Source organism: Winogradskyella sp. 266wxhm (assembly GCF_058964685.1).
Map to the genome: position 1 here is coordinate 3,782,158 of NZ_CM179559.1, position 23,468 is coordinate 3,805,625.

30 protein-coding genes are annotated in these 23,468 nt (G+C 32.1%); 8 read left to right on the top strand and 22 right to left on the bottom strand.

What is annotated here, in order from left to right; genetic code table 11:
* Positions 1-3: 3 nt before the first annotated feature.
* The 5 genes from AC2H4K_RS17065 to AC2H4K_RS17085 all read right to left on the bottom strand — a co-directional run bounded on the left by AC2H4K_RS17065 (position 4) and on the right by AC2H4K_RS17085 (position 4,914).
* Positions 4-474: a GyrI-like domain-containing protein gene (locus AC2H4K_RS17065; protein ID WP_281140900.1), complete on the bottom strand. Its 471-nt coding sequence runs from the start codon at positions 472-474 to the stop codon at positions 4-6.
* Positions 475-609: 135 nt separating this feature from the next.
* Complete coding sequence (locus AC2H4K_RS17070) at positions 610-1,188, bottom strand: fasciclin domain-containing protein (protein ID WP_281140901.1); 579 nt, start codon at positions 1,186-1,188, stop codon at positions 610-612.
* A 159-nt stretch (positions 1,189-1,347) separates the two neighbouring features.
* Entirely contained in the window at positions 1,348-1,809 is a 462-nt protein-coding gene (locus tag AC2H4K_RS17075) for a cold-shock protein (protein ID WP_281140902.1), read from the bottom strand.
* A gap of 160 nt (positions 1,810-1,969) precedes the next feature.
* Entirely contained in the window at positions 1,970-2,437 is a 468-nt protein-coding gene (locus AC2H4K_RS17080) for a DUF4251 domain-containing protein (RefSeq protein ID WP_281140903.1), read from the bottom strand.
* A gap of 8 nt (positions 2,438-2,445) precedes the next feature.
* A complete protein-coding gene (locus AC2H4K_RS17085; RefSeq protein WP_281140904.1) occupies positions 2,446-4,914 on the bottom strand; it encodes a zinc-dependent metalloprotease in 2,469 nt (822 codons plus the stop codon).
* Between the two features lie 134 nt (positions 4,915-5,048).
* On the opposite strand from AC2H4K_RS17085, the gene AC2H4K_RS17090 reads away from it, so the two are divergent.
* Both AC2H4K_RS17090 and AC2H4K_RS17095 read left to right on the top strand, forming a co-directional pair.
* Positions 5,049-5,342 carry a DUF3817 domain-containing protein gene (locus AC2H4K_RS17090; RefSeq protein ID WP_281140905.1) on the top strand — a complete coding sequence of 98 codons (294 nt, stop codon included), beginning with the start codon at positions 5,049-5,051 and terminating at the stop codon, positions 5,340-5,342.
* Positions 5,335-6,573: a mechanosensitive ion channel family protein gene (locus AC2H4K_RS17095; protein WP_281140906.1), complete on the top strand. Its 1,239-nt coding sequence runs from the start codon at positions 5,335-5,337 to the stop codon at positions 6,571-6,573. The genes AC2H4K_RS17090 and AC2H4K_RS17095 overlap by 8 nt, the downstream gene beginning before the upstream one ends.
* Here AC2H4K_RS17095 and AC2H4K_RS17100 read toward each other — a convergent pair.
* Entirely contained in the window at positions 6,570-6,962 is a 393-nt protein-coding gene (locus AC2H4K_RS17100; RefSeq protein WP_281140907.1) for an acyl-CoA thioesterase, read from the bottom strand. The two genes, AC2H4K_RS17095 and AC2H4K_RS17100, sit on opposite strands and share 4 nt — an antisense overlap.
* 47 nt (positions 6,963-7,009) lie before the next feature.
* A complete protein-coding gene (locus AC2H4K_RS17105; RefSeq protein WP_281140908.1) occupies positions 7,010-7,897 on the bottom strand; it encodes a DUF72 domain-containing protein in 888 nt (295 codons plus the stop codon).
* A gap of 180 nt (positions 7,898-8,077) precedes the next feature.
* Between AC2H4K_RS17105 and AC2H4K_RS17110 the strand changes: the two genes are divergently transcribed.
* Positions 8,078-8,494 (top strand): glyoxalase, encoded by a 417-nt coding sequence (locus tag AC2H4K_RS17110; protein WP_281140909.1) that lies wholly within the window; start codon positions 8,078-8,080, stop codon positions 8,492-8,494.
* A 5-nt stretch (positions 8,495-8,499) separates the two neighbouring features.
* Positions 8,500-8,946 carry a GreA/GreB family elongation factor gene (locus tag AC2H4K_RS17115; RefSeq protein ID WP_281140910.1) on the top strand — a complete coding sequence of 149 codons (447 nt, stop codon included), beginning with the start codon at positions 8,500-8,502 and terminating at the stop codon, positions 8,944-8,946.
* Here the strand turns inward: AC2H4K_RS17115 and AC2H4K_RS17120 are convergent.
* From AC2H4K_RS17120 to AC2H4K_RS17150, 7 genes are all read right to left on the bottom strand, one after another.
* Positions 8,941-9,618: a DUF2461 domain-containing protein gene (locus AC2H4K_RS17120; protein WP_281140911.1), complete on the bottom strand. Its 678-nt coding sequence runs from the start codon at positions 9,616-9,618 to the stop codon at positions 8,941-8,943. The two genes, AC2H4K_RS17115 and AC2H4K_RS17120, sit on opposite strands and share 6 nt — an antisense overlap.
* An 80-nt stretch (positions 9,619-9,698) precedes the next feature.
* Positions 9,699-10,235 (bottom strand): hypothetical protein, encoded by a 537-nt coding sequence (locus AC2H4K_RS17125; protein ID WP_281140912.1) that lies wholly within the window; start codon positions 10,233-10,235, stop codon positions 9,699-9,701.
* Between the two features lie 10 nt (positions 10,236-10,245).
* Complete coding sequence (locus AC2H4K_RS17130; protein ID WP_281140913.1) at positions 10,246-10,461, bottom strand: hypothetical protein; 216 nt, start codon at positions 10,459-10,461, stop codon at positions 10,246-10,248.
* Positions 10,462-10,479: 18 nt separating this feature from the next.
* Positions 10,480-10,653, bottom strand: coding sequence for a hypothetical protein (locus tag AC2H4K_RS17135; protein WP_281140914.1), 174 nt, complete (start codon positions 10,651-10,653; stop codon positions 10,480-10,482).
* Between the two features lie 46 nt (positions 10,654-10,699).
* Positions 10,700-10,861, bottom strand: coding sequence for a DUF1328 domain-containing protein (locus AC2H4K_RS17140; RefSeq protein WP_281140915.1), 162 nt, complete (start codon positions 10,859-10,861; stop codon positions 10,700-10,702).
* 127 nt (positions 10,862-10,988) lie between these two features.
* Positions 10,989-11,891 (bottom strand): mechanosensitive ion channel family protein, encoded by a 903-nt coding sequence (locus AC2H4K_RS17145; protein ID WP_281140916.1) that lies wholly within the window; start codon positions 11,889-11,891, stop codon positions 10,989-10,991.
* A gap of 47 nt (positions 11,892-11,938) precedes the next feature.
* Entirely contained in the window at positions 11,939-12,436 is a 498-nt protein-coding gene (locus AC2H4K_RS17150; protein WP_281140917.1) for a Dps family protein, read from the bottom strand.
* A gap of 242 nt (positions 12,437-12,678) precedes the next feature.
* Between AC2H4K_RS17150 and AC2H4K_RS17155 the strand changes: the two genes are divergently transcribed.
* The gene (locus AC2H4K_RS17155; RefSeq protein WP_281140918.1) at positions 12,679-12,900 is read left to right on the top strand and encodes a hypothetical protein; all 222 of its coding nucleotides are present in this window, start codon (positions 12,679-12,681) and stop codon (positions 12,898-12,900) included.
* A gap of 123 nt (positions 12,901-13,023) precedes the next feature.
* Entirely contained in the window at positions 13,024-13,449 is a 426-nt protein-coding gene (locus tag AC2H4K_RS17160; protein ID WP_281140919.1) for a hypothetical protein, read from the top strand.
* Positions 13,450-13,507: 58 nt separating this feature from the next.
* Here AC2H4K_RS17160 and AC2H4K_RS17165 read toward each other — a convergent pair whose 3' ends face one another.
* A complete protein-coding gene (locus AC2H4K_RS17165) occupies positions 13,508-14,293 on the bottom strand; it encodes a tRNA pseudouridine synthase A (protein ID WP_281140920.1) in 786 nt (261 codons plus the stop codon).
* A gap of 62 nt (positions 14,294-14,355) precedes the next feature.
* On the opposite strand from AC2H4K_RS17165, the gene AC2H4K_RS17170 reads away from it, so the two are divergent.
* The gene (locus tag AC2H4K_RS17170) at positions 14,356-15,159 is read left to right on the top strand and encodes a LytTR family DNA-binding domain-containing protein (RefSeq protein WP_493742647.1); all 804 of its coding nucleotides are present in this window, start codon (positions 14,356-14,358) and stop codon (positions 15,157-15,159) included.
* Between the two features lie 94 nt (positions 15,160-15,253).
* Positions 15,254-16,198, top strand: a complete 945-nt coding sequence (locus AC2H4K_RS17175; RefSeq protein WP_493742648.1) for a DUF5694 domain-containing protein — start codon at positions 15,254-15,256, stop codon at positions 16,196-16,198.
* Positions 16,199-16,263: 65 nt separating this feature from the next.
* Here AC2H4K_RS17175 and AC2H4K_RS17180 read toward each other — a convergent pair whose 3' ends face one another.
* The 7 genes from AC2H4K_RS17180 to hisC all read right to left on the bottom strand — a co-directional run bounded on the left by AC2H4K_RS17180 (position 16,264) and on the right by hisC (position 23,466).
* A complete protein-coding gene (locus AC2H4K_RS17180) occupies positions 16,264-18,006 on the bottom strand; it encodes a DUF8693 domain-containing protein (RefSeq protein WP_493742649.1) in 1,743 nt (580 codons plus the stop codon).
* A gap of 296 nt (positions 18,007-18,302) precedes the next feature.
* Complete coding sequence (gene hisIE / locus AC2H4K_RS17185) at positions 18,303-18,899, bottom strand: bifunctional phosphoribosyl-AMP cyclohydrolase/phosphoribosyl-ATP diphosphatase HisIE (protein WP_281140924.1); 597 nt, start codon at positions 18,897-18,899, stop codon at positions 18,303-18,305.
* A 42-nt stretch (positions 18,900-18,941) separates the two neighbouring features.
* Positions 18,942-19,697, bottom strand: a complete 756-nt coding sequence (hisF, locus tag AC2H4K_RS17190; protein ID WP_281140925.1) for an imidazole glycerol phosphate synthase subunit HisF — start codon at positions 19,695-19,697, stop codon at positions 18,942-18,944.
* Between the two features lie 77 nt (positions 19,698-19,774).
* Complete coding sequence (gene hisA, locus AC2H4K_RS17195) at positions 19,775-20,509, bottom strand: 1-(5-phosphoribosyl)-5-[(5-phosphoribosylamino)methylideneamino]imidazole-4-carboxamide isomerase (protein WP_281140926.1); 735 nt, start codon at positions 20,507-20,509, stop codon at positions 19,775-19,777.
* A gap of 44 nt (positions 20,510-20,553) precedes the next feature.
* The gene (hisH, locus tag AC2H4K_RS17200; RefSeq protein WP_281140927.1) at positions 20,554-21,195 is read right to left on the bottom strand and encodes an imidazole glycerol phosphate synthase subunit HisH; all 642 of its coding nucleotides are present in this window, start codon (positions 21,193-21,195) and stop codon (positions 20,554-20,556) included.
* Positions 21,196-21,243: 48 nt separating this feature from the next.
* Positions 21,244-22,377 (bottom strand): bifunctional histidinol-phosphatase/imidazoleglycerol-phosphate dehydratase HisB, encoded by a 1,134-nt coding sequence (gene hisB / locus AC2H4K_RS17205; RefSeq protein WP_281140928.1) that lies wholly within the window; start codon positions 22,375-22,377, stop codon positions 21,244-21,246.
* Positions 22,378-22,413: 36 nt separating this feature from the next.
* Complete coding sequence (hisC, locus tag AC2H4K_RS17210) at positions 22,414-23,466, bottom strand: histidinol-phosphate transaminase (RefSeq protein WP_281140929.1); 1,053 nt, start codon at positions 23,464-23,466, stop codon at positions 22,414-22,416.
* Between the last annotated feature and the right edge of the window lie 2 nt (positions 23,467-23,468).

Consider the following 23,468-nt stretch of genomic DNA (forward strand, 5'->3'; position numbering starts at 1 on the left):
AAGCTAATTAGATTTTATCGGTATATAAATATCCTCTTCAGAATCAGGACTTCCGTTTTTATAGTCCTCTCCCATAATCTGAAAATGAGGTCTATCATCTATTGTGTAACCTGATTTTGGTAGCCATTCCGTCATAATTTTTTCATACAAGCCTTGGATGTTCATTCCTTTCAATGTAAAAACAGCATAATCACCGCTTGGTATTGCATAAGATAGTATTCCGTTAGGAATATTTTCAAAATCATGAACTTCAACAGCTGCCCAAATCGTATACTCATCAACACCTTCATTGTTTATGTTATTTGGAAATAACTGAATTGCAATCAACTCATTAGTTGCTACATTTTTAATCTTATACTTTTCAGGCATGAATTGTCTCCAGAGTTCACCAATTTTATGAGGCTCATTTCTATTTATAGTTGATGATAATCCAACGACTTTCCTTTCTGAGCAGTTTATAATCTTAGGATTCATGAGTTGATTTGTATTTTGAGTTTAAAGATAAAAAAAGCACAAGCGTTTTGGCTTGTGCTTTCTCAGAATTAACAACTACCTCGATTATATGACTACTGTTGCTAATTCTACCCTAACTAAACTAAATTTAATATTTTACATTCCTGGAAGTACAACGGTATCTACCACATGAATAACTCCATTGGATTGGTTAACGTCAGCAATAGTAACTTTAGACATATTACCTGCACTATCTTTAAGAACAACAGCATCACCATCCATCATAGCCCAAAGCTTAGCACCATTTACGGTTTTAAACATCGCTTTACCATCTCCTTTTTTAATAGCTTTCATTATATCTTTTGCGCTGTATTTACCTGCTAACACATGATAAGTAAGTACAGACTGAAGTTTTGATTTATTCTCTGGTTTTAATAGTGTTGCTACGGTTCCTTCTGGTAATTTTTCGAAAGCAGCATTAGTTGGAGCAAAAACTGTGAAAGGTCCATCTCCTTGAAGTGTTTCTACCAATCCGGCAGCCTTAACCGCAGCAACAAGGGTTGTATGGTCTTTAGAATTTACAGCATTAGATACTATATCTTTAGAAGGATACATAGGAGCTTCACCTACCATTTTTATACCTTTTTCCTTTTTCATGTTTTGAGCCATTACTGTTGTGCTAAACACCAACGCTATAGCTAACATTAAGCTTGAAATCAAATTTTTAGTTTTCATCGTTTTAAGTTTTAAAGATTAACTGTTCACGATACTTACGATATTTTACATAAGGCGGTTTTAAAAAAATGAAAAAATGCTAGATATGTATAATCAAAAAATAAAAAGGCCATTATAGTTTTATCATATAATGGCCTTGAATATAAAGTTTTGTAATTCTTAGATTTCTACTTTTTTTACTTTTACAGCATTCATTCCTCTCGGTCCTTTTTCAAGTTCAAAAGTTACTTTATCATTTTCAGTAATGTCATCAAGTATGTTACTAACATGTGTGAAATATTTTTCATTAGTTTCAGTATCAATGATGAACCCGAAACCTTTTGAGTTATCGAAAAAAGAAACTTTACCGTTTCTAACAGGATCAAATTCCTCTTCAATATCTTCTTTTTTAGGAATTCCTATTTCAATATTTTTTGCTTTGATTTTAACTTTTTGGGATGGGTCTGGCGGAGTATCTGTTAGGTTTCCGTTGTGATCTACATAAGCTATCGGAATACCTCCTGTACCATTTTCTTCTTTCTCGAGTTTACGCGCTTCCATTTTTTTACGCTTTTCCTCTTTTTTCTTTAAACGCTTTTTTTCTTTTTCTGTTTTACTAAATGTCTGTTGTGATCTACCCATTCGTTGTTTTAAAGGTTAATAAATACTTGCCGCTTATGAAAGTTGCAGACAAACATTATTAACTTAACAATAAATTGTGTGAACTACAAAATAATAACTAAAGAATGTTATTAATGCGGTGAATCTTTTATATACTATTGCAAAGATACTGATTTTAGACTCACTTTAAGCGTCCTGTCCAAGAAATAGAGTTGCTACCACCAACAGAAGCTGTTAAAAAAGCATTTCCATTAGGTCTAACATCTATAAAAACATTAACGGTTTGTGATTCAGATTGTACTTTGAATTCAATAGTGATGATTTGTTGCGCATCATCAAAAGAAGCATTATAATCAGATATTGTTCCGTTAAGATCAAAAGCCTTTTTCTCTGTGCTTAAGGATGTAACTGTACCAGAAGCTGTTCTTTTGTCTATTTTAATAGTATTTTCCTCAGCATTAAGTATCTCTCTATTCTTATTATTGTATACAACTTCACCTGCATAGGTATATTGCTGTGTCTTTACTAAAGCCTTTAAGCTATTGTATGTTGATTGAAAAACCTCTTTTTGTGTTTTAGTGCTTTGTGCATAAGTCAATGATACTGTTGAAAAGTTAAATGCTAAAGCTAATAAAAGTAATTTTTTCATAATTTAAATTATTTAGGGTCTAACGTGTTTTCAATTCTTTCTATACAGTCTTTGTAATGGTATTTTGTCTCAGTGTTTACTGCTCTTCTTGAAGCTGAATTTAAAATATTTTTTAGCGTATTAAGCTCACCTCTAACTAAAGCTCTCACATCAGACTGATTAACATTGTAATACTGTCTTGTTCGTTCTGGATTTAATTCTTCCGTCATCAAATAAATCATTCTATCCAAGTAAACGCGCTGTAAGTTACGTCTAAAAATTGAAACATTTACAGAAGAATTGGTTTCTGACCAAATTCCTCTACGAACGTCACTTAACATCTCTAAAGCCGAATAAGTTTTTGAGTCAATCGCATGATGATCCATAAGTCGGCCAATACGCTCAAAATCCAATAAATTATTAAGATGTCTTGCTTGATAACGTCTTAAGATATCAGTATAACCAGCATAGTTAATATTTTTTATAATGTCATCATCTAATAACCAATCTGGTGTTTCAAAAACATTGTCTTGCAACCATTTTATAGCTTCTTCTTGATATGATTTTGAAACAGGTTGGTAAATTATACCTTCCTGAGAAGGATTTTTGGTGTTTTCCACTACTCCACCAACATGTGTTACTACGTGACCAACATAGCGGCTCAACACGCCAAGAAGTTCGCCATATAATTCTTTTAAGTCATCGTAATTATCAGTTTTATCACTTGTCCAACTTGGTAAGTTTTTAGCAACGATTTTTAAGTTTTTAATACCGTAAGTACTCGCTTTAATACTATTGTTACCAATGTCTTCAGTTTGTGCCGTTGGATCGAAACGGCTACTTTGTTTTCCGAATTTATAGATTGGATTACCTGCTTTTTCCATTATCCAACCCTTTAAAATTTCTTTTTCATCTTCAGCAGAATTCGCTTCCGGAATATAACGGTATCCAAAATTAATGGCATAATCATCATAAGGCCCTAACTGACGCACAAAACGAATGTTTTCATCTCCTGGTTGTGCAATATAGTTGTAGCGTGCATAGTCCATTATTGTTGCTGCAATACCATTTTTTTGAGTGAAGGCTCCATCACGATAACTCTCTACATCATATGCATAACTTGCACTCATATTATGAGGTAATCCTAGTGTGTGACCAACTTCATGAGCAATAACCATTTTCATCATTTCTCCAATTTCTTCATCAGGAGTATTTAGTGTTCTAGCTGATGGGTTTGCAGCACCAGTTTCCAATAAATAACGATTACGATAAGAGCGCAAATGGTTGTGGTACCAAATGATATCACTTTCTATAATTTCACCACTACGAGGATCTGAAACACTTGGACCAGTGGCATTTCTTGTGGTGCTAGCAACATAACGTACCACAGAGTAACGTATATCCTCAGGACTAAAATCTGGATCTTCTTCTTTTGAAGGAGGATCTTTAGCGATAATCGCATTTTTAAAACCTGCAGCTTCAAAAGCCTTTTGCCAAAGCTCAATGCCTTCTTTCATATAAGATCTAAATTTCTCAGGAGTTGCAGGATCTAAGTAATACACAATAGGCTTAACTGGCTCTACTAATTCACCACGTTTGTAGGCTTCAATATCTTTTGGAACCAGTTTCCAACGTCTTAAATAGGTTTTTTCATCAGCTTTGAGTTCTTCACTACCATAATCATATTTACTTAGTGTGAACCATCCTACACGTTCATCAAAATAACGTGGTTGCATTGGTTCTTCTGGTAATAAAATCATGGATTGGTTCATTTGAACACTTATAGTTTCATCACCTGTATTTACAGGAGGATTTGAAGCATTATAAGTAAAATCTTGAATGACTTCTATGTTCTTTGGAAAGCTTTTTATTGAATTAATAAAACTTCTAGATTTATCTAAATTTCTAACTTTATATGCAGAACGCATTCTTGAACCAAGTCCACTAATAGACTTAACATCAGAATCATAAAAACTTGTAACATCAACAACTATAGCTGTTGAATCTTTTGAGAAAGCAGCGATATCAAAAGCGTAAAGTGTAGGTTCATAATTATTTGCTTTAACAGATACATTTATCGGTAAGCTATCTGCAGCAACAGCGCTAGATGATTTTTCCTTTATGAGAATTTTGTTTTTAAAACGTTCCCAATTAATCATTCGAGTATTGGTTTTAGAACCAGCATTTACATAACCACCTCCTAGGTTTGATGGTAGTTTAGCAAATCGACTAACCAAGAGCATATCCGTATTAAGGTAATCCATCGGAATCTCAAAATAATACTTTTCATCAACCAAGTGCACTTTGAATAAACCATCATCTGTAATGGCATCTTTGGTAATTACTTTATCGTAATCTTTTATTTTACCAGGTTTCTTTTTTGGTTTTGGAGCACTTGCTGTGTATTGTGCATTACTTTTTGATTTGGATTGGTTTTTGACTGTTGCACAAGACAACACCAAAAGTGAAGCACATAAAAGTATAGAGACTTTCTTCATAATGGATTGGAATGATTTTAATTGATTTGCTAAAGATAACTAAACATTATTTACCCATACTCCATTTCTTAAAAGCTGTTAAAATTGTATGGCTATTCATATAATCTAGAGTATTTTTGCACAAAAATAAAACGATGCCAAAATTATTACCGATTTTCAGAATTGTAGCTTTATTAGAAGGTGTTTCATATATATTACTATTGTTTATTGCAACACCTATAAAGTACTTTGGAAATGATCCAACTTACGTGAAATGGTTGGGCATGCCACATGGTCTTTTATTTATAGCTTATATTGTTATTGCAGTTTTAATAAGCTCAGATATGAAATGGAATAATAGAACATTTTGGACTGTTTTGATTGCTTCTATAATTCCATTTGGGACGTTTTATGTAGACAAGAAATTTTTAGCGAAAAAAAATGCTTAAAATCAGACATTATATATATGATCTTTTAGTTGATAAAGGGATTTCAGAAGATACGGCCAAGTTTCTTAATATGCTTGGGTTGTTATTGGCTGTACTTCTTATTGCATTTATTATAGATTTTATAACCAAACGTATTCTTTGGAGGTTTTCTGCAGGTGTTGCAAAGCGTACCAAAACCAATTTTGATGATATTCTAATTACAAATAGGTTACCAAGAAATATTGCGCACATAGTTCCTTTAATCATTCTTATAGAGTTTGTACCTCAAGTATTTTCAGATTATCCATATGCTGAAAATATTATAGAAAAAACACTTAAAATCATTGCGATTGTTTTAGCACTTCAAATTATAAGAAGCTTTTTAAACTCTATTAAGGATTATTTAAAAACGTTGAAACGTTATAAAGACAAGCCTGTAGATAGCTACATACAAGTCTTTATGATTTTTGCTTGGCTTTTGGGATTATTTTCTGCTTTAGCGATTATTACAGGTGTATCTTTTATAAAGTTTGCAACTACGCTTGGTGCCGCATCAGCCGTAATTATTTTAATCTTTAAAGATACTATTCTAGGTTTTGTAGCTAGTATACAGGTATCTATCAACGATATGGTGCGTATTGGTGATTGGATTACTTTTGAAAAATATGGTGCCGATGGTGATGTAATTGAAATTAACTTAGCCACTGTAAAAGTGCAAAACTGGGATATGACGATAACCACTATTCCAACCTATGCGTTAATCTCTGATTCTTTTAAAAACTGGAGAGGTATGCTTGCCTCTGGAGGACGACGTATAAAACGATCCGTGATTATAAAGGTTTCTACGATTAAGTTTTTAACCGAGGAAGACATAGAAAAATTTAAGAAAATCCAATTAGTTTCTCAGTATATTGAAAATAAGTCGAAAGAAATTAAAGACTATAACACAAAGCATGGTGCAGATAAATCTGTGTTGATTAATGGTATTAATCTTACCAATTTTGGTGTGTTTAGAAAATATCTTCAAACCTATATAGAAAATCATTCTGCCATCAATAAAGATATGACTTTAATGGTGCGCCAGCTAGAACCTACTCCACAAGGTATTCCAATGGAAATTTATGCGTTTAGTAAAGACCAACGTTGGGTAAACTATGAATTTATTATAGGAGATATTTTTGACCACGTCTTGGCTTCCGTAAAGTATTTTGATTTGGAAATCTACGAGCTGTCTTTAGGGAATAAAGACTAATCGTTTCTTAATCGATCTTTTACAAACTCTACTTCGGTTTTTCCATGTGGTTTTGGTTTGCCATCTTCACCAAGGTTAACCATGATGAGATTGTCAATCGTTAGGATAGTTTCTCTTGTCATTTTGTTTCTAGCCTCACATTTTAAAGTCATTGAGGATTTACCGAATTTCGTAACTTCTATACCAATTTCAATAATATCTCCTTGTTTTGCAGAAGCCATAAAATTGATTTCAGACATATATTTAGTAACAATTCTAGAGTTTTCGAGTTGAATTATAGTGTATAATGCCGCTTCTTCGTCTATCCATGCCAAAAGCTGACCTCCGAATAATGTTCCGTTAGCATTTAAATCTTCGGGTTTTACCCATTTTCTTGTGTGAAATCTCATGTTTTAAGTAATTAGTAGTTAATGTTTAGTTTATAGTAGTTTGGTGGTTATAAAAGTTTTTGCTGCTGATCTTCATTAGGAATTCGCATATCAGTACCTAATTCGGCATTTAGTTTTTTAATTAAGTATGCAGAAAGTAATGGAGACTCTTTTTCGATATTTTGGTGTACAAAAAAATCTATTTCTTCAATACCATTATCTTTCCATTGTTTTAGTCGCTCTACCCAATCATCTAAACGCGTGTAATCGCTTTGGTGATTTGCACCAACATAACGCACAAATGCTCTAGAGTTAGTAAGGCGCATATGCATAAGATCGCGTCTGCCAGCACTGTCGACTATAATATTAGATATATTGTTTTCTTCTAAAAGTTGATACAAATCTTCAGCTATAGCTTTATCATTGTACCAATCTGTATGCCTAAACTCTACTGCTAACGGTACTTCTTTTGGCCAACTTTCAGCAAAATTTATAACACGATCAAAGTCCTTAGGTGCAAAATTGTTATGCATTTGTAAAAAAACACAGCCTAACTTTTCCTTTAAGTTAACCGCACTGTATAGGTAATTATCTACAACAGGTGCAATCTCTTCATTCAAACGTTTCCAATGGCTGATTTCTTGATTTAACTTTGGGAAGAATCTAAAATTATCAGGCGTCTTCTCATACCATTTTTCAAACTGTTCGGGAGGAAATATTCTATAGAATGTTGCATTAAGCTCAATAGAATTAAACTGTCGAGAATAATACTCAAGTTCATCTTTTGTTCCTCTAGGATAAAAGCCTTTAAGATCAGCCTTATTCCACTTAGCACAACCCACAAAAACATTAGTAGATTTTGAAGGGTTTTTCTGCAAAACTTTTAAAGTATCTGGATGATCTTCAGGTAAGGTAAAATCAATATTTTCAGGATTATCTACACTTCCAAACTTCATATAAATCGTTTTACCCAAAGATAACTCTAAAAACGTTAAAAGAAGAGCAAATCACATCTGAATATTGAATACAAAAATCAGCATTGTTAATAACCACGTTAACAAGATATTTCTTTCTCTTCCAAATACCACAGCTTAATACTTAAATTTAATTCCGTATAAATCTATAATAACCTAATTATGACTTCTAGAACTGAAGACCTACTAGCTATTAGAACTCAAATTCTTTCTGCAAAGATTAATGACAATATGAGCTCTGATGAATTATTTCAGAATACAACATTGAGGCCTGTTATAAAAATGCAACATGATTTGCTAATAGCTGTTTTTAGGAACTACATCGCTAAGCATAAAAATGTTTTTTACGAGCTGTCTTTAGAAAAACAGTTGGCTTATATAGAAAACTCTATTCACAAGGATATGAAGTTTAGAAATTCACTTAAAGGTATGATTATAGGACAGTTTACTGTTGAAGAATATGATCTTTATATTAAAAACTCTTCGGCTTTAAACAAACGTATGATGAATATTGTAAAAGAACGTTTAATTGATAGTATACAAGTATTTGAAAAGCCTGAAATATTGAAGGCTGTATAACAAAAATGAAAATAAAAAGAGATCTTTTAGACCTTTGTAACCAGCATGCCAATAAGCGTATTGCTGATTACAAAAACGAAATAGAACTTATAAAAGAATCTATTGAGAGCAATGATAAAGTAAGCAATGAAGAAGATGATTCTGGCAACTCTAAATTGTTAGACGATTTAGAAAAAAACATGAATTATCTAAATGAAGCTCAAAAAACAAAAGAAAGACTTCAATTAATTAAACCCAACTTACTCTCGGATACCGCAGTCTTAGGAAGCTTAGTTAAAACAGATAGTATTTCTTTTTTCTTGGCTATTAGTATTGGCAAAGTCACGTTGGAAGATGAAGACTACTACATTATTTCCATTCAGTCACCTATTGGGCAACTCCTAAAAACAAAAAAGAAAGGAGACCAAGTTGAATTTAATGGTAAACACTATAAAATTTTAGAAGTTTTATAAAATGGATTCACCATTAAGATTTGTAGTGAGCACATCGCTCATATAATCAAAAAATGGTCTTATTTTTTTGAAAGAATCATTAACGTCTTCTAGAAAACCTTCAGCCAAAACTTCTTTGTCTGTATATTTTTTTGTGAAGATGTATTGTTTTCTTCGGATAAGATCTATAGCAGGATGTTCTTTATCAAAACCTTTGGGAGCTGTTTTTAATTCATCACCAACAAAACCTCCCCAAGTTTTACTAAAGGTTTTATCATTTAGAATATCACGCATATCACTATCATCCATTTCAAATTCCTTTCGTATTCTTAATAAATCTTCCTTATTCGGATCCCAAAATCCAGTTGCAATAAATGATTCATTATTTGGTTGAACATGTAAATAATAACCACCTCTCAATTTCGGTTTTTTTCTAGAGTAAGAACCACCAAAATGCGTTTTGTAAGGCTGCTTATTTTTTGAAAAACGTACATCTCGGTAAATTCTGAACATTTTTATTTTTTCAATCTGGTCGTGTGCACTTAGTAATTCACCTAAATAATTATAAGCTACTTTAACTTGTTTTTCTATAGCTTTAAATTCAGGTTTATGCTCATTAAACCAATCTCTGTCATTGTTTTGGGATAGTTTTATAAAGAATGGAAATGTCTCTTTAGGGATTGTAACACTCATATTTTTTTTTGGTTTTTTATAAAAATAAAAAAAGCCATCTTAAAAAAGATGACTTTTTTGCTATTATTAGTTCAATCAATTTAAAACTTGGTATCACTGAATTTTTCAATGATAAGGGTTCCTTCGTTATCGTAATATTCAATTACGAATTGATTATCTTTAAAGTAACCTATACCTGAATAGTCGTCAGTATCTAAAATATATACGTCTCTATTAGCAGATATTCTAGCAGTACCAAAATTACTATTGTTTTTACCATCAATAATATCAAAACCTGAATTTGTAGGATTGAAATTATAGGTCATACCATCTTTTTGATAGTAGGTTACCTGTGATTCATTATCGTAAAACGGATCGCTATCATTATCTATGTAGATAACCTTAGAAACTTTTGTTGCTGGATAAACTCTGTCGGCATCAATAGTCCCTTTTTGTTTTTGGTTCGTTTTAACTTCTTGCTCTTTTGTAGTTCTTACCATCACTTTTTTCTGAACCATTTCGCCATCTTCCATGACGTTTATAATTCTAGTTTTGGTCTCTACAATTTTATCTTTGTTTTTTTGAGCTTCAACACCTATGAAAGTCATAAGTGCTAAAGCTAATATTTTGAGTTTCATAATACGACTTTTAAGAGTTATCGTTGCTTTCCTCTATGGCCTCATCAATTTCATCTTCAAGATCCTCGGCTGCGTCTTGTACATCGTCACTCGCATCCTCCAAATCTTCGCCAAGGTTATCCATAGCTTCTTCAACTTTTTCATCAGCCGATTTCTCTTCTCTACAACTTGTTGTTGTAAAGGCTAAAAGGCTAAGAATTGATAACATTATAATTTGTTTTTTCATTGCTTTTAAATTTATGGTTTAATCATCCACAGCATCTTCTACATCATCAGCAGCGTCTTCAATAGCGTCACCAGTATCGTCAACTGCTTCTTCAATTTTTTCTCCTGTAGACTTTTCTTCTCTACAACTTGTCGTTGTTGTGATTAAACTTAAACTAAATAGTGCTAAGAATATATATGATAATTTTTTCATGATTTTTCGAATTTTAGTGATTAATAATAATTAGATATTTTTTCAATTACCTTTTAACTGCTCCTTTAAGAAGTGACAGTACAAAAAGTACTAAGAATACAAAGAATAGAATTTTAGCTATTCCTGCTGATGCTCCTGCAATTCCACCAAATCCTAAGACTGCGGCTATGATTGCTATTATTACAAATGTGATTGTCCAACGTAACATAATTTTTGGTTTTTAAGTTAATGTGTTACCGACTATCAGTAACATACTCAAAGATCGCAAAGATTTTACCCTCTGCTTTGCTCTTATCCTTAACATGTTAACCCATTTGTGATTAACATGTATAAATTTAATTTTTAGTGTAGGCTTCTTGAAGATCTTTAGAATTGAAACCTAATTTATTATTGAATTCCAACGTTCTTATTGGGAACGGAATGTTGATACCTTCTTTATCATAAGCCTTTTTGATTTCAATAATGGCTTTTGTTTTAGCTCTTAACTTTTCTAGCATACTCTCGGCATCAATCCAAAAACGACATAAATAATTAATAGAGCTATCACCAAATTCTGTATAATAAAACTCAACATCATCAGATGATTTAATTTGGTCAAAAGTATTAGCTATAGTTTCTTTTGTTAACTGCTGTACTTTTTCCAAATCAGACTCATATCCTACTCCACATTCTAAAAAGATTCTCATCTTAGTTGTTAAGGAATAATTTTTCAGCGGATTTTCTAATATGGTCTTGTTTGGAATAATGACCATATTATTATCAGCTTCTTTAAGTGTAAAATCTCTAAGGTTAATATCAATTACTTCACCTGAATATCCTGTAGTTTCTACCCAATTACCAATTTGAATTTTCTTTCTAAACGATAATAAAAGACCTGCAAAAGTATTGGCTAATGTTCCTTGAAGCGCTAAACCTATTGCTAAACCTACAACACCAGCACCTGCCAATAATGAAGTTAATGCTTTGCCTAAATTCATAACACCTAAGGCGATGAATAAACCTAAACAAACAATAACAACAGAAGAAACTCTAGCTATTGCATACTTCACAGAATCTTGTTGCACTTTTTTACCTACTAACCTTGCCACAAATTTACTTATGTGTTTGGCTGCGTAGTAAGATGCTATCATTACTAGGATGGCCAATAAAAAATTAGGTATGTTTTCTATTATAGCATTAAACCATCCTTTGAGTTTCTCAATAAGGTTTCCTAATGCTGTGTTGAATTGTTCTTTCATAATGTTTTGGATAATTAGTTATTAAATGGATTTATGTTGAGCATTAATTACACAACACTTTCCTTTAATCTTGAAGCTGTTTCTTTTCGAAATGCATCTAACATCCAACTACTTTTCTCTAATTCTCTAATGTATGCACCAATTAAATCTATGGTACCTTCATCATTTGCATTTTCAGCTTTTTCGACAACTTTAGACATTTGTTTTAATAATACAGAATGATTATCGAGAATTGTATAAACCATTTGTTTATCAGTTAATTTTGAAGACGCTTCTTCTATTGAAGAAGTCTCTAAATAATCTTTAAGATTACTCATCGGATGATATCTTAGAGTAAGAATACGTTCAGCTATCTCATCAATTTTCACTCTGGCATCTGTGTACAGTTCTTCAAATTTCTCATGTAAATCGAAGAAATTTTCTCCTAGGATATTCCAATGAAAATTTCTCAAGTTTTGATAGTAGATATGATAATCTGCTAACAGTGTATTCAGTTCTACTACGGTTGGTAATAATTTTTCGTCGCTAATATTTAAATAATTCATTGTTTAAGATTTTTTAAGATTTGTTCTATTAATAAGATAAGCTGAATAGAAAATTTGTCAAGTGACTTAACAGGGTTTAACGGATAGCCTTATTCTTTAACATAATATTTTGTTAAGAAAATAGCGTTTTGTTAAAGATGTTAACAGTGTTAAAAACCTCGGTATAGAATTGTTAAAATATACTTGTGAGATGCTATAATTTTTACTATTATGCATGAGTTTTAATTTAGATAATAACTTTTATGGGTAGACCAGCAACAAGACCAACCAAATTAAAAGACGGTTACTATATAGAAATAAGAAATAAAGGTTCAAAAACAGGAGTAAAATTATATAGTGGTACAAAATTACAGATGCATCGTGCGATAAAAATGTACGAGCGTTCTAAAGAAGTTCTCATCTTAGGAGAGTCTGTAGATGGTAAGTTTGTAGAAAAAGAGCCTAAACTACACGTGGTAGACTAATCATCTACCTTATTTTTTTACTGATTTTCTTTCTAGATTGAAAATTTGTTAATTTTTTTCATAAATTGTTGATGAAAAGCTATTTTTTATGCTTTTACATTAACTAAATTAAATCAACCTTTTATGACTACATCTATTAACAAACCACCAACTTGGTTCTGGATTGTTAGTGTGTTAGCACTAATTTGGAACGGACTCGGAGTTATGGCGTATTTGGTCAGAGCTTTTGCTACGGAAGAAATGATAGCTGCTTTACCTGAAGACCAACAAGCAGAATTTTTAACGGAATATCCTGCATGGTACACTGCAGCTTTCGCATTAGCTGTATTTTGTGGTGCCCTAGGATGCTTATCATTATTGATAAGAAAGAAATGGGCACATTTCTTATTTATAATCTCTGCTTTTGCAGCAATAGTTCAGCACATTTATTTGTTTATTAATCTAGAAATGAGCCTTACAGATATAATTATGCCTGTTATGGTGATTGTGGTATGCTTTCTATTAATTGGATTTGCTAAAAAATCTATAGCGAAAGGCTGGATCAGCTAATAAAAATATAAAACCAACCAATCATAGAAAAGGTGCAAGTTTAATCTTGTACCTTTTTTTATTCAAAATTTACAGAATGAAGTATTAATCCAGATGCTGGAGCAATAAAGTCCATAATCTCCTTACTATCTGGCAATAATGAATCTTCTATATATTTTAAGTCTACTTCACCTCTACCCAATTTAATTAAACAACCCATCATTAGGCGAATTTGATTACGCATAAAACCTTTTCCTTTAATTTTAAAAACATAGGTCTTTTCTGGGAAGAAATTGGCAGTATAAATGTCATTATCTATGATTTCGCAAGATTCAATTGTTCTAGTGTATTCACCTTTATCTGTAGCTTTATAACAATATGTTTTAAAAAAGTGAGTTCCTTCAAATAGCTTGGCTCCTTCTTTCATCAACTCTACATTAAGAGGTTCTAGAATTGTTGTTAAAATTGGTGCACAAAACGGATGATTTTTTTGCCCTTCAGAAAACACATAATGATATTCTTTAACTTTAGAATCTTGAATAACATTAAAATCTTTATCAACTTCCTTTATAGATAAAGCTCTGATATCTTGAGGTAAATTGTGATTAAAAAGATCTAGAAAATCATCAAAATCCGTAATAGGGTCATTATATATAAACAATTCTAAAGCCGCTTCATTTGCAGACACCATAGCATCTGTTCTTCCTGCTCCTAGGGTTTTAAATCTCGTTTCGCCTAAAATATATTTTAAGGTTCTGTCTATCATTAAATGGATGGTTTTTACATCAGGTTGCTTTTGCCAACCATGAAACCGATAGCCCAAATACTGAATTTTTATAAGGTAATAGTAACGTTTATTAAACATACTGGCAAGAACGCTATTTTATTGAAATTTCCAAAAGCATTGTTTATTTTTATCAGCAAACTATGACCTTGAAAAGAGCTTACCCTTTCGACCCATTATTAAAGCATCATTTTATCATCAGTCTATTATTAGCTGTTTGGATTTTTATTTTCCTGTATTTCACAGAGCCCTTAGACGTCGCGGAACTTAATAATAAAGAAAAATTGATTTTTTTACCAGGTTATGGTTTGCTTGCTGGATTTTGCTATTTATTGTTTCTGCCTTTACAATATTTTTTATTTAAGAGAAACCAAAAAAAATGGTATTTATCTAACGAATTTTTGCTTATAAGTTGCTTTTCTGGTTTTACAATCATATTGGCTCGAAGTTATTATTTATTTGTAGTTGTAGCAGGAGAACCCAATCCTTATACCTTGAGCTATATGCTAAAGTCAATTTTTCTTCCAGCGTTGGCAGTGATTTTACCTATAATAATTATTGCAAGATTTGCTTTTGGTAAATACCATGAAAAGCGCTTGGAAGATCAAAAAATAGAAATAAAAGGTGAAGGAAATTATGAAGGTTTAAGACTTCAACTAAATGAATTGGTTTACATTCAATCCTCTGATAATTATATTGAGGTCAATTATATTTCGAATAATATTCTGAAGAAAACTTTAATTAGAAATAAGCTATCGGCAATTGATAATGAATTTTCAGAATTGTTACGTTCACATCGTTCTTATCTTATAAATCCATATCATTTTCAACGTTGGAAAACCGAGAATGGAAAACTTTTTATGCTTTTAGGTTATGACACTAAAGTGCCTGTTTCTAAAACATATCAAACCGAAATAAAAACAGCTATAAATTCTACCACAAACTAACCGTATTTCACCCCAAACCCTTACTATAATTGAATATCTTGATTTTTGATGATTAGGTTTGCTTCAACAAATTTTAATATCAAAAATCCTTATCATGAAAATTTTAGCAGTATTTATTTCAATCTTTTTAGCTTCAATAATCACATTAAAAGCCCAAGAACAACAAAAGGAAGTCTTAATTATTGGCACGATGCACACCGTTCCAAAAATTGTTCAACACAGTTATAAACCAATGCTAAAACGTGCTTTAAAATATAAACCAGAAGCTATTTATGTGGAAAGTCCAAAAGGAAATGATTCCATAAGTTGGGAATATCTAAAAGATGGTTGGTCCGAAAATTATAAAGCTTTTTATTTTTTATCTGATTCTATTAAAAAAACCTTTACTTCAGATGAAAAGAGATTCGAAACGGTGTTGAAAAAACGTTTTTCAGACATGACCATAGATGATTTAAAATTTATGATTAATTCATTTGCGTATAAAAGAGATCATGCCAACTATGAATTTTACAAATACATTTTAGAGTATGGAATTGATGGCGCGAAAAAGCCAACCAGACATGAAGATGGTGACCTCACTTTTAAACTAGCATTAGAATTGAATACTACACTTTTAAAATCGATGGATGATCAGCAAACTAACAAAGAATACCATACAGCTTGGTCTAAATGTTACAAGGAAGGAAAAAGCAATGGCAATAACGCTATATTAAAAAAACTAAATAAAAAAGATTATAATTCTGCCGTTATACCTGCTCTATTTAGAGGTCTAGGAAAACACGTAAATAAGAGAAAGTCTCTAAATCGATTACACAAGTTAAGTTCTTTTACCTACACTACAGAAATGACCGAAGGTTGCAGTGAAGGTGAACAATATTGGAACGAACGTAACAAGCGAATGGCAAAAAATATAGGAGAACAAGTGATGCAATCACAAAACATAAAGAATATCGTTATTGTTGGCGCTTCTCATGTCTTTGGATTAGAAAAGGAGCTAAAAACGAACTTCCCTGAATTAAAAGTTTTATTATTTAATTAATAAAATAAAATCAGCTATAATCATATGATTATAGCTGATTAGGGATAAATAAAAACTAACAACAACTATCTAATAATTATCTTTTTTGTGACTTTTTCATTAACACTATTTTCTAGTTGAAGAATAAAGACACCAATGCTGACATTATCAACATCTATAACTTGGTTATTTGATTTAGGGTTTAATTCTTTAGATAAAATCAATCTTCCGTTTAAATCATACAGTCTAGCTTTTGTATTACTTTGAATCACTCCAGATATCACTATAGTTTTTTGCGATGTATTATTATAAATATTTAACTGATTCAAATGTGTTTCAGCCGTTCCAAGAGAAGCATTACTAAATCTCAAATAAAACCGACCAGAACCTGATAAATTTGAATTAGGTGTTAAAATAAAATTGTTTGTAGTTAGTAAAGTAGATGTATTATTGTCGGTATCATCTAAATAAATATTGATACTTTCATCAATATCAGCCTGATCAATACTTATTGTTAACTGCTCTCCTTGATTAGCGTTTACTCCTAATGGAATCACAATATTATACATAGAATCCGGATTTACAGCTTGGACCGCCAAAGACATATCAGATGAATTGCCATCTACCATTTTAGAATAAATTGAGAAAGAAGGTGGAACTCCACCATAAATAGCTGCATCGTAACCTGCATCAAAACTATTAGAGGTATTAGAGTTAAAATAAATGTCTGTAAAGTAATTTGAAGCATTTGATGATGATTTCAGTCTCACATAACCAAAATGTGGCGATGACTCAGAAGATCTTCCTAAAATAAAATCATCTGATGAACCTGATGTCCGCATTGCAGTAGTAAAATCAATTAGGCCACCACCAGGCTTAGCCTTTACAAAAAAGCCTTGACCAGGTGCTATTAATTCTGTTACAATAGGAGAATCAATCACAGCCTGATTCCAAATTACCCAACCATCAGAAGAATCTCCATCATAACCATATATAGCTTGATGCGAGCCACCATTTAGTTCAGTTTTATTCAATGCAAAAAATGTTGCAAAATCTATATAGGAAGGATACGGGTTTCCTATTAAATTCCATGCTCCACCAGCTGATGCATCAGAAATAGGAATATCTAAGACATCGCCTGTTATCACATTACCTGTAAATTTTAAAGTACTACCATTAGTTGTAGCTGCTCTATAACCTTTTCCAGATACTATTGTTGTTAATAAGTTTGTGACTGTATTATAATTTTCATAATTACCAGAAGATGTATTAAATGGCGCAAAAGCTCTAACTAAACCAGAAGCAGCTAAATTAGAGTTGTTAGTGGCAAATAGCCCAAAAGTTTGCCCTTGCAAAGGAGCGGATATTAAATCGTTTGTCCCAACTGGTCCGATTAAGGCTGTATATCTATTATAATTTACTGTTCCGGATATAGAACCGTCAGAGATTAAACTAGAATACTCTTGTGAAGTTGATTGCAAATTTACCGTTGCTGTTAAAGTTGCTCCTGATGCTATTATTAAAGTTGCTCCTGGATTTACTGTTACGGTAGCACAAGTTGTATTTGATGTTATATAAGCGATACCAGATTCAATTACAATGGTATTAAATAATGAATACGAACCAGATGGATCACTTGGGGACCAGCCATCATCATAAACATAGGTCAGAAAAAATAATTTATTAGCTTCATTTTCATCAACTATTCGATGATTTTTTTCACCTAATACATAGTTGATTTTTTTTAGTTGGTTATGTTTCAAAAGTACCATTGGGTTATAAGTACACACAGAGAACAATAAAACCAAAGTGGCTTTAAAAAGTAACATAAGTTTCGGGTTATTAAGTATTTAACTCTAACTTATGCTTTTTGAATTACAAATCCGATAAAAAGCAATTTTTATCGATAAAATAATATAGTTTTACATCATTTGATCGGCAAAATACATATTTAATCGATGAAATACACACTTTAGATAAGTCTAGTGTTTTAATAATCAATTGTTTATGTAAGATTAATAATATAAATAATAAAAAAAAGTAAGTTAATTCTTATTGAGAATTCTAAAATTAAGAATCTTGTGTAAAAAAAACATCAAAAAACACCTCATTATAAGACACTTAACTAACGTCTTTCATTTAATACCTTTACAATATCTTCCAACTTGAAGCCTTTTGCCTGCAATAACATCAAATAGTGAAATAATAAATCGGCACTTTCATTTAAAAATAAATCGTCATTATTGTCTTTAGCTTCGATAACGACTTCTACAGCTTCTTCACCAACTTTTTGAGCCACTTTATTTATCCCTTTTGCAAATAGTGATGCTACATAAGATTTTTCTGTGTTACCAGCTTCTACTCTACTTTGTATCGTGTTTTCTAATTTGGTTAAAAATCCGTAAGATTCGATATTAGCTTCATTCCAACACGTATCACTTCCTTTATGACATGTTGGCCCTTTTGGATTTACTGTAATCAATAACGTATCGTTATCACAATCTAATTTTATGTCTATTAAATTTAAAACATTACCACTTTCTTCACCTTTAGTCCAAAGTCGGTTTTTGGTACGACTAAAAAAGGTCACTAACTTAGTGTCTTGTGTCTTTTTTAGCGCTTCTTCATTCATATAACCAAGCATCAACACATTTTTGGTTGTTGCATCTTGAATGATTGCTGGGACTAATCCGTCTTTATTTTTATTGAAATCTATGTTCATAATGTTGATTTTTGGATTCCGTATCAAGTGCGGAATGACAAGTTATAATCTAACAGAAACACCTTCCTGTTTTAATTCTTTTTTTAAATTTTTTATTTCTATTTCACCAAAATGAAATACACTTGCAGCCAAAGCAGCATCTGCTTTTCCTACTTTAAAGGTATCTGTAAAATGCTGAATGGTTCCTGCGCCACCAGACGCAATGATTGGGATATTTACAGTGTCTGATAGTTTTGCCAAAGCATCGTTTGCAAATCCGTTTTTTGTTCCATCGTTATTCATCGAGGTAAACAGAATTTCGCCTGCGCCTCTTGTTTCAACTTCTTCTGCCCAATCGAATAGATCTATTTCGGTTGGAATACTTCCACCAGCTAAATGCACTTTCCATTGTTCTTTAACTTGTTTGGCATCTATAGCAACTACAACACATTGACTACCGAATTTACTTGACAATTCATTAACCAATTCTGGTCGTTTTACTGCAGATGAATTTATAGATATTTTATCTGCTCCAGATTTTAAAAGTACATCTACATCTTCTACAGACGAAATTCCGCCACCAACGGTAAATGGAATATTGACTTGTTCGGCGACTTTCAGCACCATTTCAATCATTGTTTTTCTACCTTCTAAAGTTGCTGAAATATCTAAAAACACCAATTCGTCTGCACCTTTTTCTGCATACTGTTTTGCTAATTCTACAGGATCGCCTGCATCTCTTAAATTAACAAAATTAACGCCTTTAACGGTGCGACCGTTTTTAATATCTAGACAAGGTATGATTCGTTTTGTTAGCATAATTTTACTTCCTGCGAAAGCAGAAATCTCATTTTTAGTTTCAAAATAGATTCCGCAACAAGTGCGGAATGACAGTTTTATAAAAAGCGTTCTAATTCTTTTAAACTTATTCTGTTTTCGTAAATAGCTTTTCCGATTATCACTCCATCGCAACCTATGTCTGCTAAAACTTCAACATCTTTAATAGTTGTTACTCCACCAGAAGCGATTAGCTTTACAGATTGATCGGCGCTACCATTGGTACATTCGCTGATAATTTTTTTATACAGATCTACTGATGGACCTTGAAGCATTCCGTCTTTTGAAATATCTGTACACACCACATATTGAATACCATTTTTTTGATAGTCTTGTATAAATGGTACAACGTCTAAACTACTTTCTTCTAACCAACCAGAAATGGCGATTTTTTCGTTTTTACAATCGGCACCAAGAATGATTTTTTGCGTTCCGTATTTATTAATCCATCTTAAAAAAGTGTCTGTATTTTTTACAGCTATACTTCCACCGGTAATTTGTTTAGCACCAGAATTAAAAGCTATAAATACATCGTCATCTGATTTAAGTCCGCCACCAAAATCAATTTTTAAATTGGTTTTGGTCGCCACCTTTTCTAATACTCTATAATTGACGACATGATCTGCTTTAGCGCCTTCCAAATCTACCATATGCAAGTATTCTATGCCTGCATCTTCAAATTGTTTGGCAACTTCTAGCGGATTTTCATTGTACATTTTTGTTGTGCTATAATCGCCTTTAGTTAATCTTACGCACTTTCCTTCAATTATATCTATTGCTGGTATTATTCTCATTTTTTCGCCTTTTGCTTTTAGCTTTTAGCTAATCGTTTTATTATTTATAAATTGATGAAATTTCTCAAAATTCGTTCGCCTGCTAAGGATGATTTTTCGGGATGAAATTGGACACCGTAAAAATTATCTTTTTGTAATGCAGAAGCGTATTCAACATCATAAGTTGTAGTTGCAATTGCTTCTTGGCATTGTTCTGCATAAAAACTATGCACCAAATACATAAATTCATTGTCTTTAATATCTTTAAACAAATCTGATTGAAGATTATTAATCGTATTCCAACCCATTTGTGGCACTTTTACTGAATTTGAAAAACGCTTTACATCTACATCAAAAACACCTAAGCCTTTTGTATTTCCTTCTTCTGTAGATTTACACATTAATTGCATACCTAAACAAATCCCTAAAACAGGTTGTTTTAACTGCGGAATTAAACAATCTAAACCTGATTCTTTTAGCTTTTGCATAGCACTACTCGCCTCGCCTACACCAGGAAAAATCACTTTGTCTGCTGCTTTAATTTCTTCAGGATTATTAGTTAACAACCCTTTAAAACCTAAGCGTTTAAAAGCAAATTGAATGCTTTTGATGTTACCTGCACCGTAATTTATGATGACAATATTAGCCCCTTCTAACTTCCCCAAAGGGAAAGAATTAGCATCTGTGTTTAAATTTTCTTTATCCATTTTTTAGAGTTATTTGTTCCTTCCCTTTGGGAAGGATAGGATGGGCTTTTACAACATTCCTTTTGTACTTGGTAAAATCATTTTTTCAACATCGCGTTTTACAGCCATTTTTATGGCTTTAGCAAATGCTTTAAAAATTGCTTCAATTTTGTGATGCTCGTTTGTGCCTTCTGCTTTGATGTTCAGGTTACATTTTGCACCATCTGTAAAGGATTTAAAGAAGTGAAAAAACATTTCGGTTGGCATTTTACCAATCATTTCGCGTTTAAAATCGGCTTCCCAAACTAGCCAGTTTCTACCACCAAAATCTATTGCGGCTTGCGCAAAACAATCGTCCATTGGTAAGCTAAAACCGTAACGTTCAATGCCTAATTTGTTTCCTAAAGTTGTTGCAAATACTTCACCTAAAGCAATTGCTGTATCTTCAATGGTGTGATGCTCGTCTACATCCAAATCACCATCAACTTTAATGTTTAAATCTAATTGTCCGTGACGCGCTATTTGATCTAACATATGGTCGAAAAACGCAATGCCTGTATCGGTATTACTTTGTCCTGTTCCGTCAAGATTTAAATCGATTTTAATCTTGGTTTCGTTGGTGTTTCGTTCGATGCTTCCTGTGCGTTCTTTGGCTTTTAAGAATTTATAAATTTCTTCCCAATCGTTACTTTCTAAAGCGATAAACTGGTCTAAAGCGTCTCGTTTTACCGTAATTTCATCGGTTCCTAAATTGGTATTATCATTAATAAAAATGCCTTTAGAACCAAGGTTTTTAGCTAATTCTACATCGGTTAATCGGTCACCAATAACAAACGAATTTTCTAAATCGTAATCTTCGCTAAAATACTTAGTTAATAGACCTGTATTTGGCTTTCGTGTTGGCGCATTGTCTTTTGCGAAAGTTCTGTCAATAAACTGTTCTTCAAAAATAACACCTTCATTTTCAAAAGATTGAATCACAAAATTATGAACTGGCCAAAATGTGTTTTCTGAATACACATCTGTTCCCAATCCATCTTGATTGGTAATCATAACGATTTCGAAATCTAATTCTTTAGCGATTTTACTTAAATACGTGAAGACTTTTGGGTAAAACACTAATTTCTCAAAACTATCGATTTGTTCGTCTGCTGGTTCTTTAATCAATGTGCCGTCTCGGTCTATGAATAGTACTTTTTTCATCTTATTTGTTATTCCTGCGCAGACAGGAATCTTTTATTAATTTAACTTCTTTAATATTTCAATCAACTTCTCATTTTCTTCACTTGTGCCAACAGTAAAACGCAAACAGTTTTCACAAAGTGGCTGATTGGTTCGGTTACGAACAACGATGTCTTTTTCTACTAATTGACTGTATCGTTTTGTCGCATCATCTACCTTAATTAACACAAAATTCGCTTGTGTTGGATATATAGTATCAATCCAAGTAATCGACATTAAGGCTTTAATTAACAAGCGTCTTTCTGAAATTATATTCTGAATTTCGTTTTGAACCTCTTGTTGCTTTTCTAAACGTTGGATTGCCTTTTGCTGCGTTAATTGATTGACGTTATATGGTGGTTTTATTTTATTTAAAATTGAAATAATTTCGGTTGAAGCATAACAAATTCCTAGTCTGATTCCTGCCATTCCGTAAGCTTTAGACAACGTTTGTGTAACTATCAAATTTGGGAAATCTGATATTTTTGAGATCCAACTTTCGTCTTCTGAAAAATCGATATATGCTTCGTCAATCACTACAATTCCATTGAAATTAGTCAATAATTTTTCAACTTTTGAAGCTTCAAAACTATTTGCTGTTGGATTGTTTGGCGAACATAAAAATAACAGTTTGGTGTTGCTGTTTTGCGTGTTTAAAATCTCGTTTACTTTTGGTTGAAAATTGGTGTCTAATTCAACAGTCAAAACATCTACAGCATTTGTATTTGCTAATACGTCGTACATACCATATGTTGGTGGTAATGTGATAACATTATCTTGATTTGGCTCGCAAAACGCTCTAAAAATTAAGTCTAACACTTCATCACTTCCGTTTCCTAATAAGATATTTTCGGTTGGAATGTGTTTAATTTTTGACAACACCGATTTTACATCTTTTTGTTGCGGATCAGGATAACGATTTACACCATTTTCAAACGGATTTTCGTTTGCATCTAAGAAAATCATTTGGTTTGAAGTTGAGTCCTTAAACTCATCTCTCGCTGATGAATACGGTTTTAAGGCTGCGATGTTTGGTCTGACTAAGGTACTTATGTTGAAAGTTTGTTTCATAT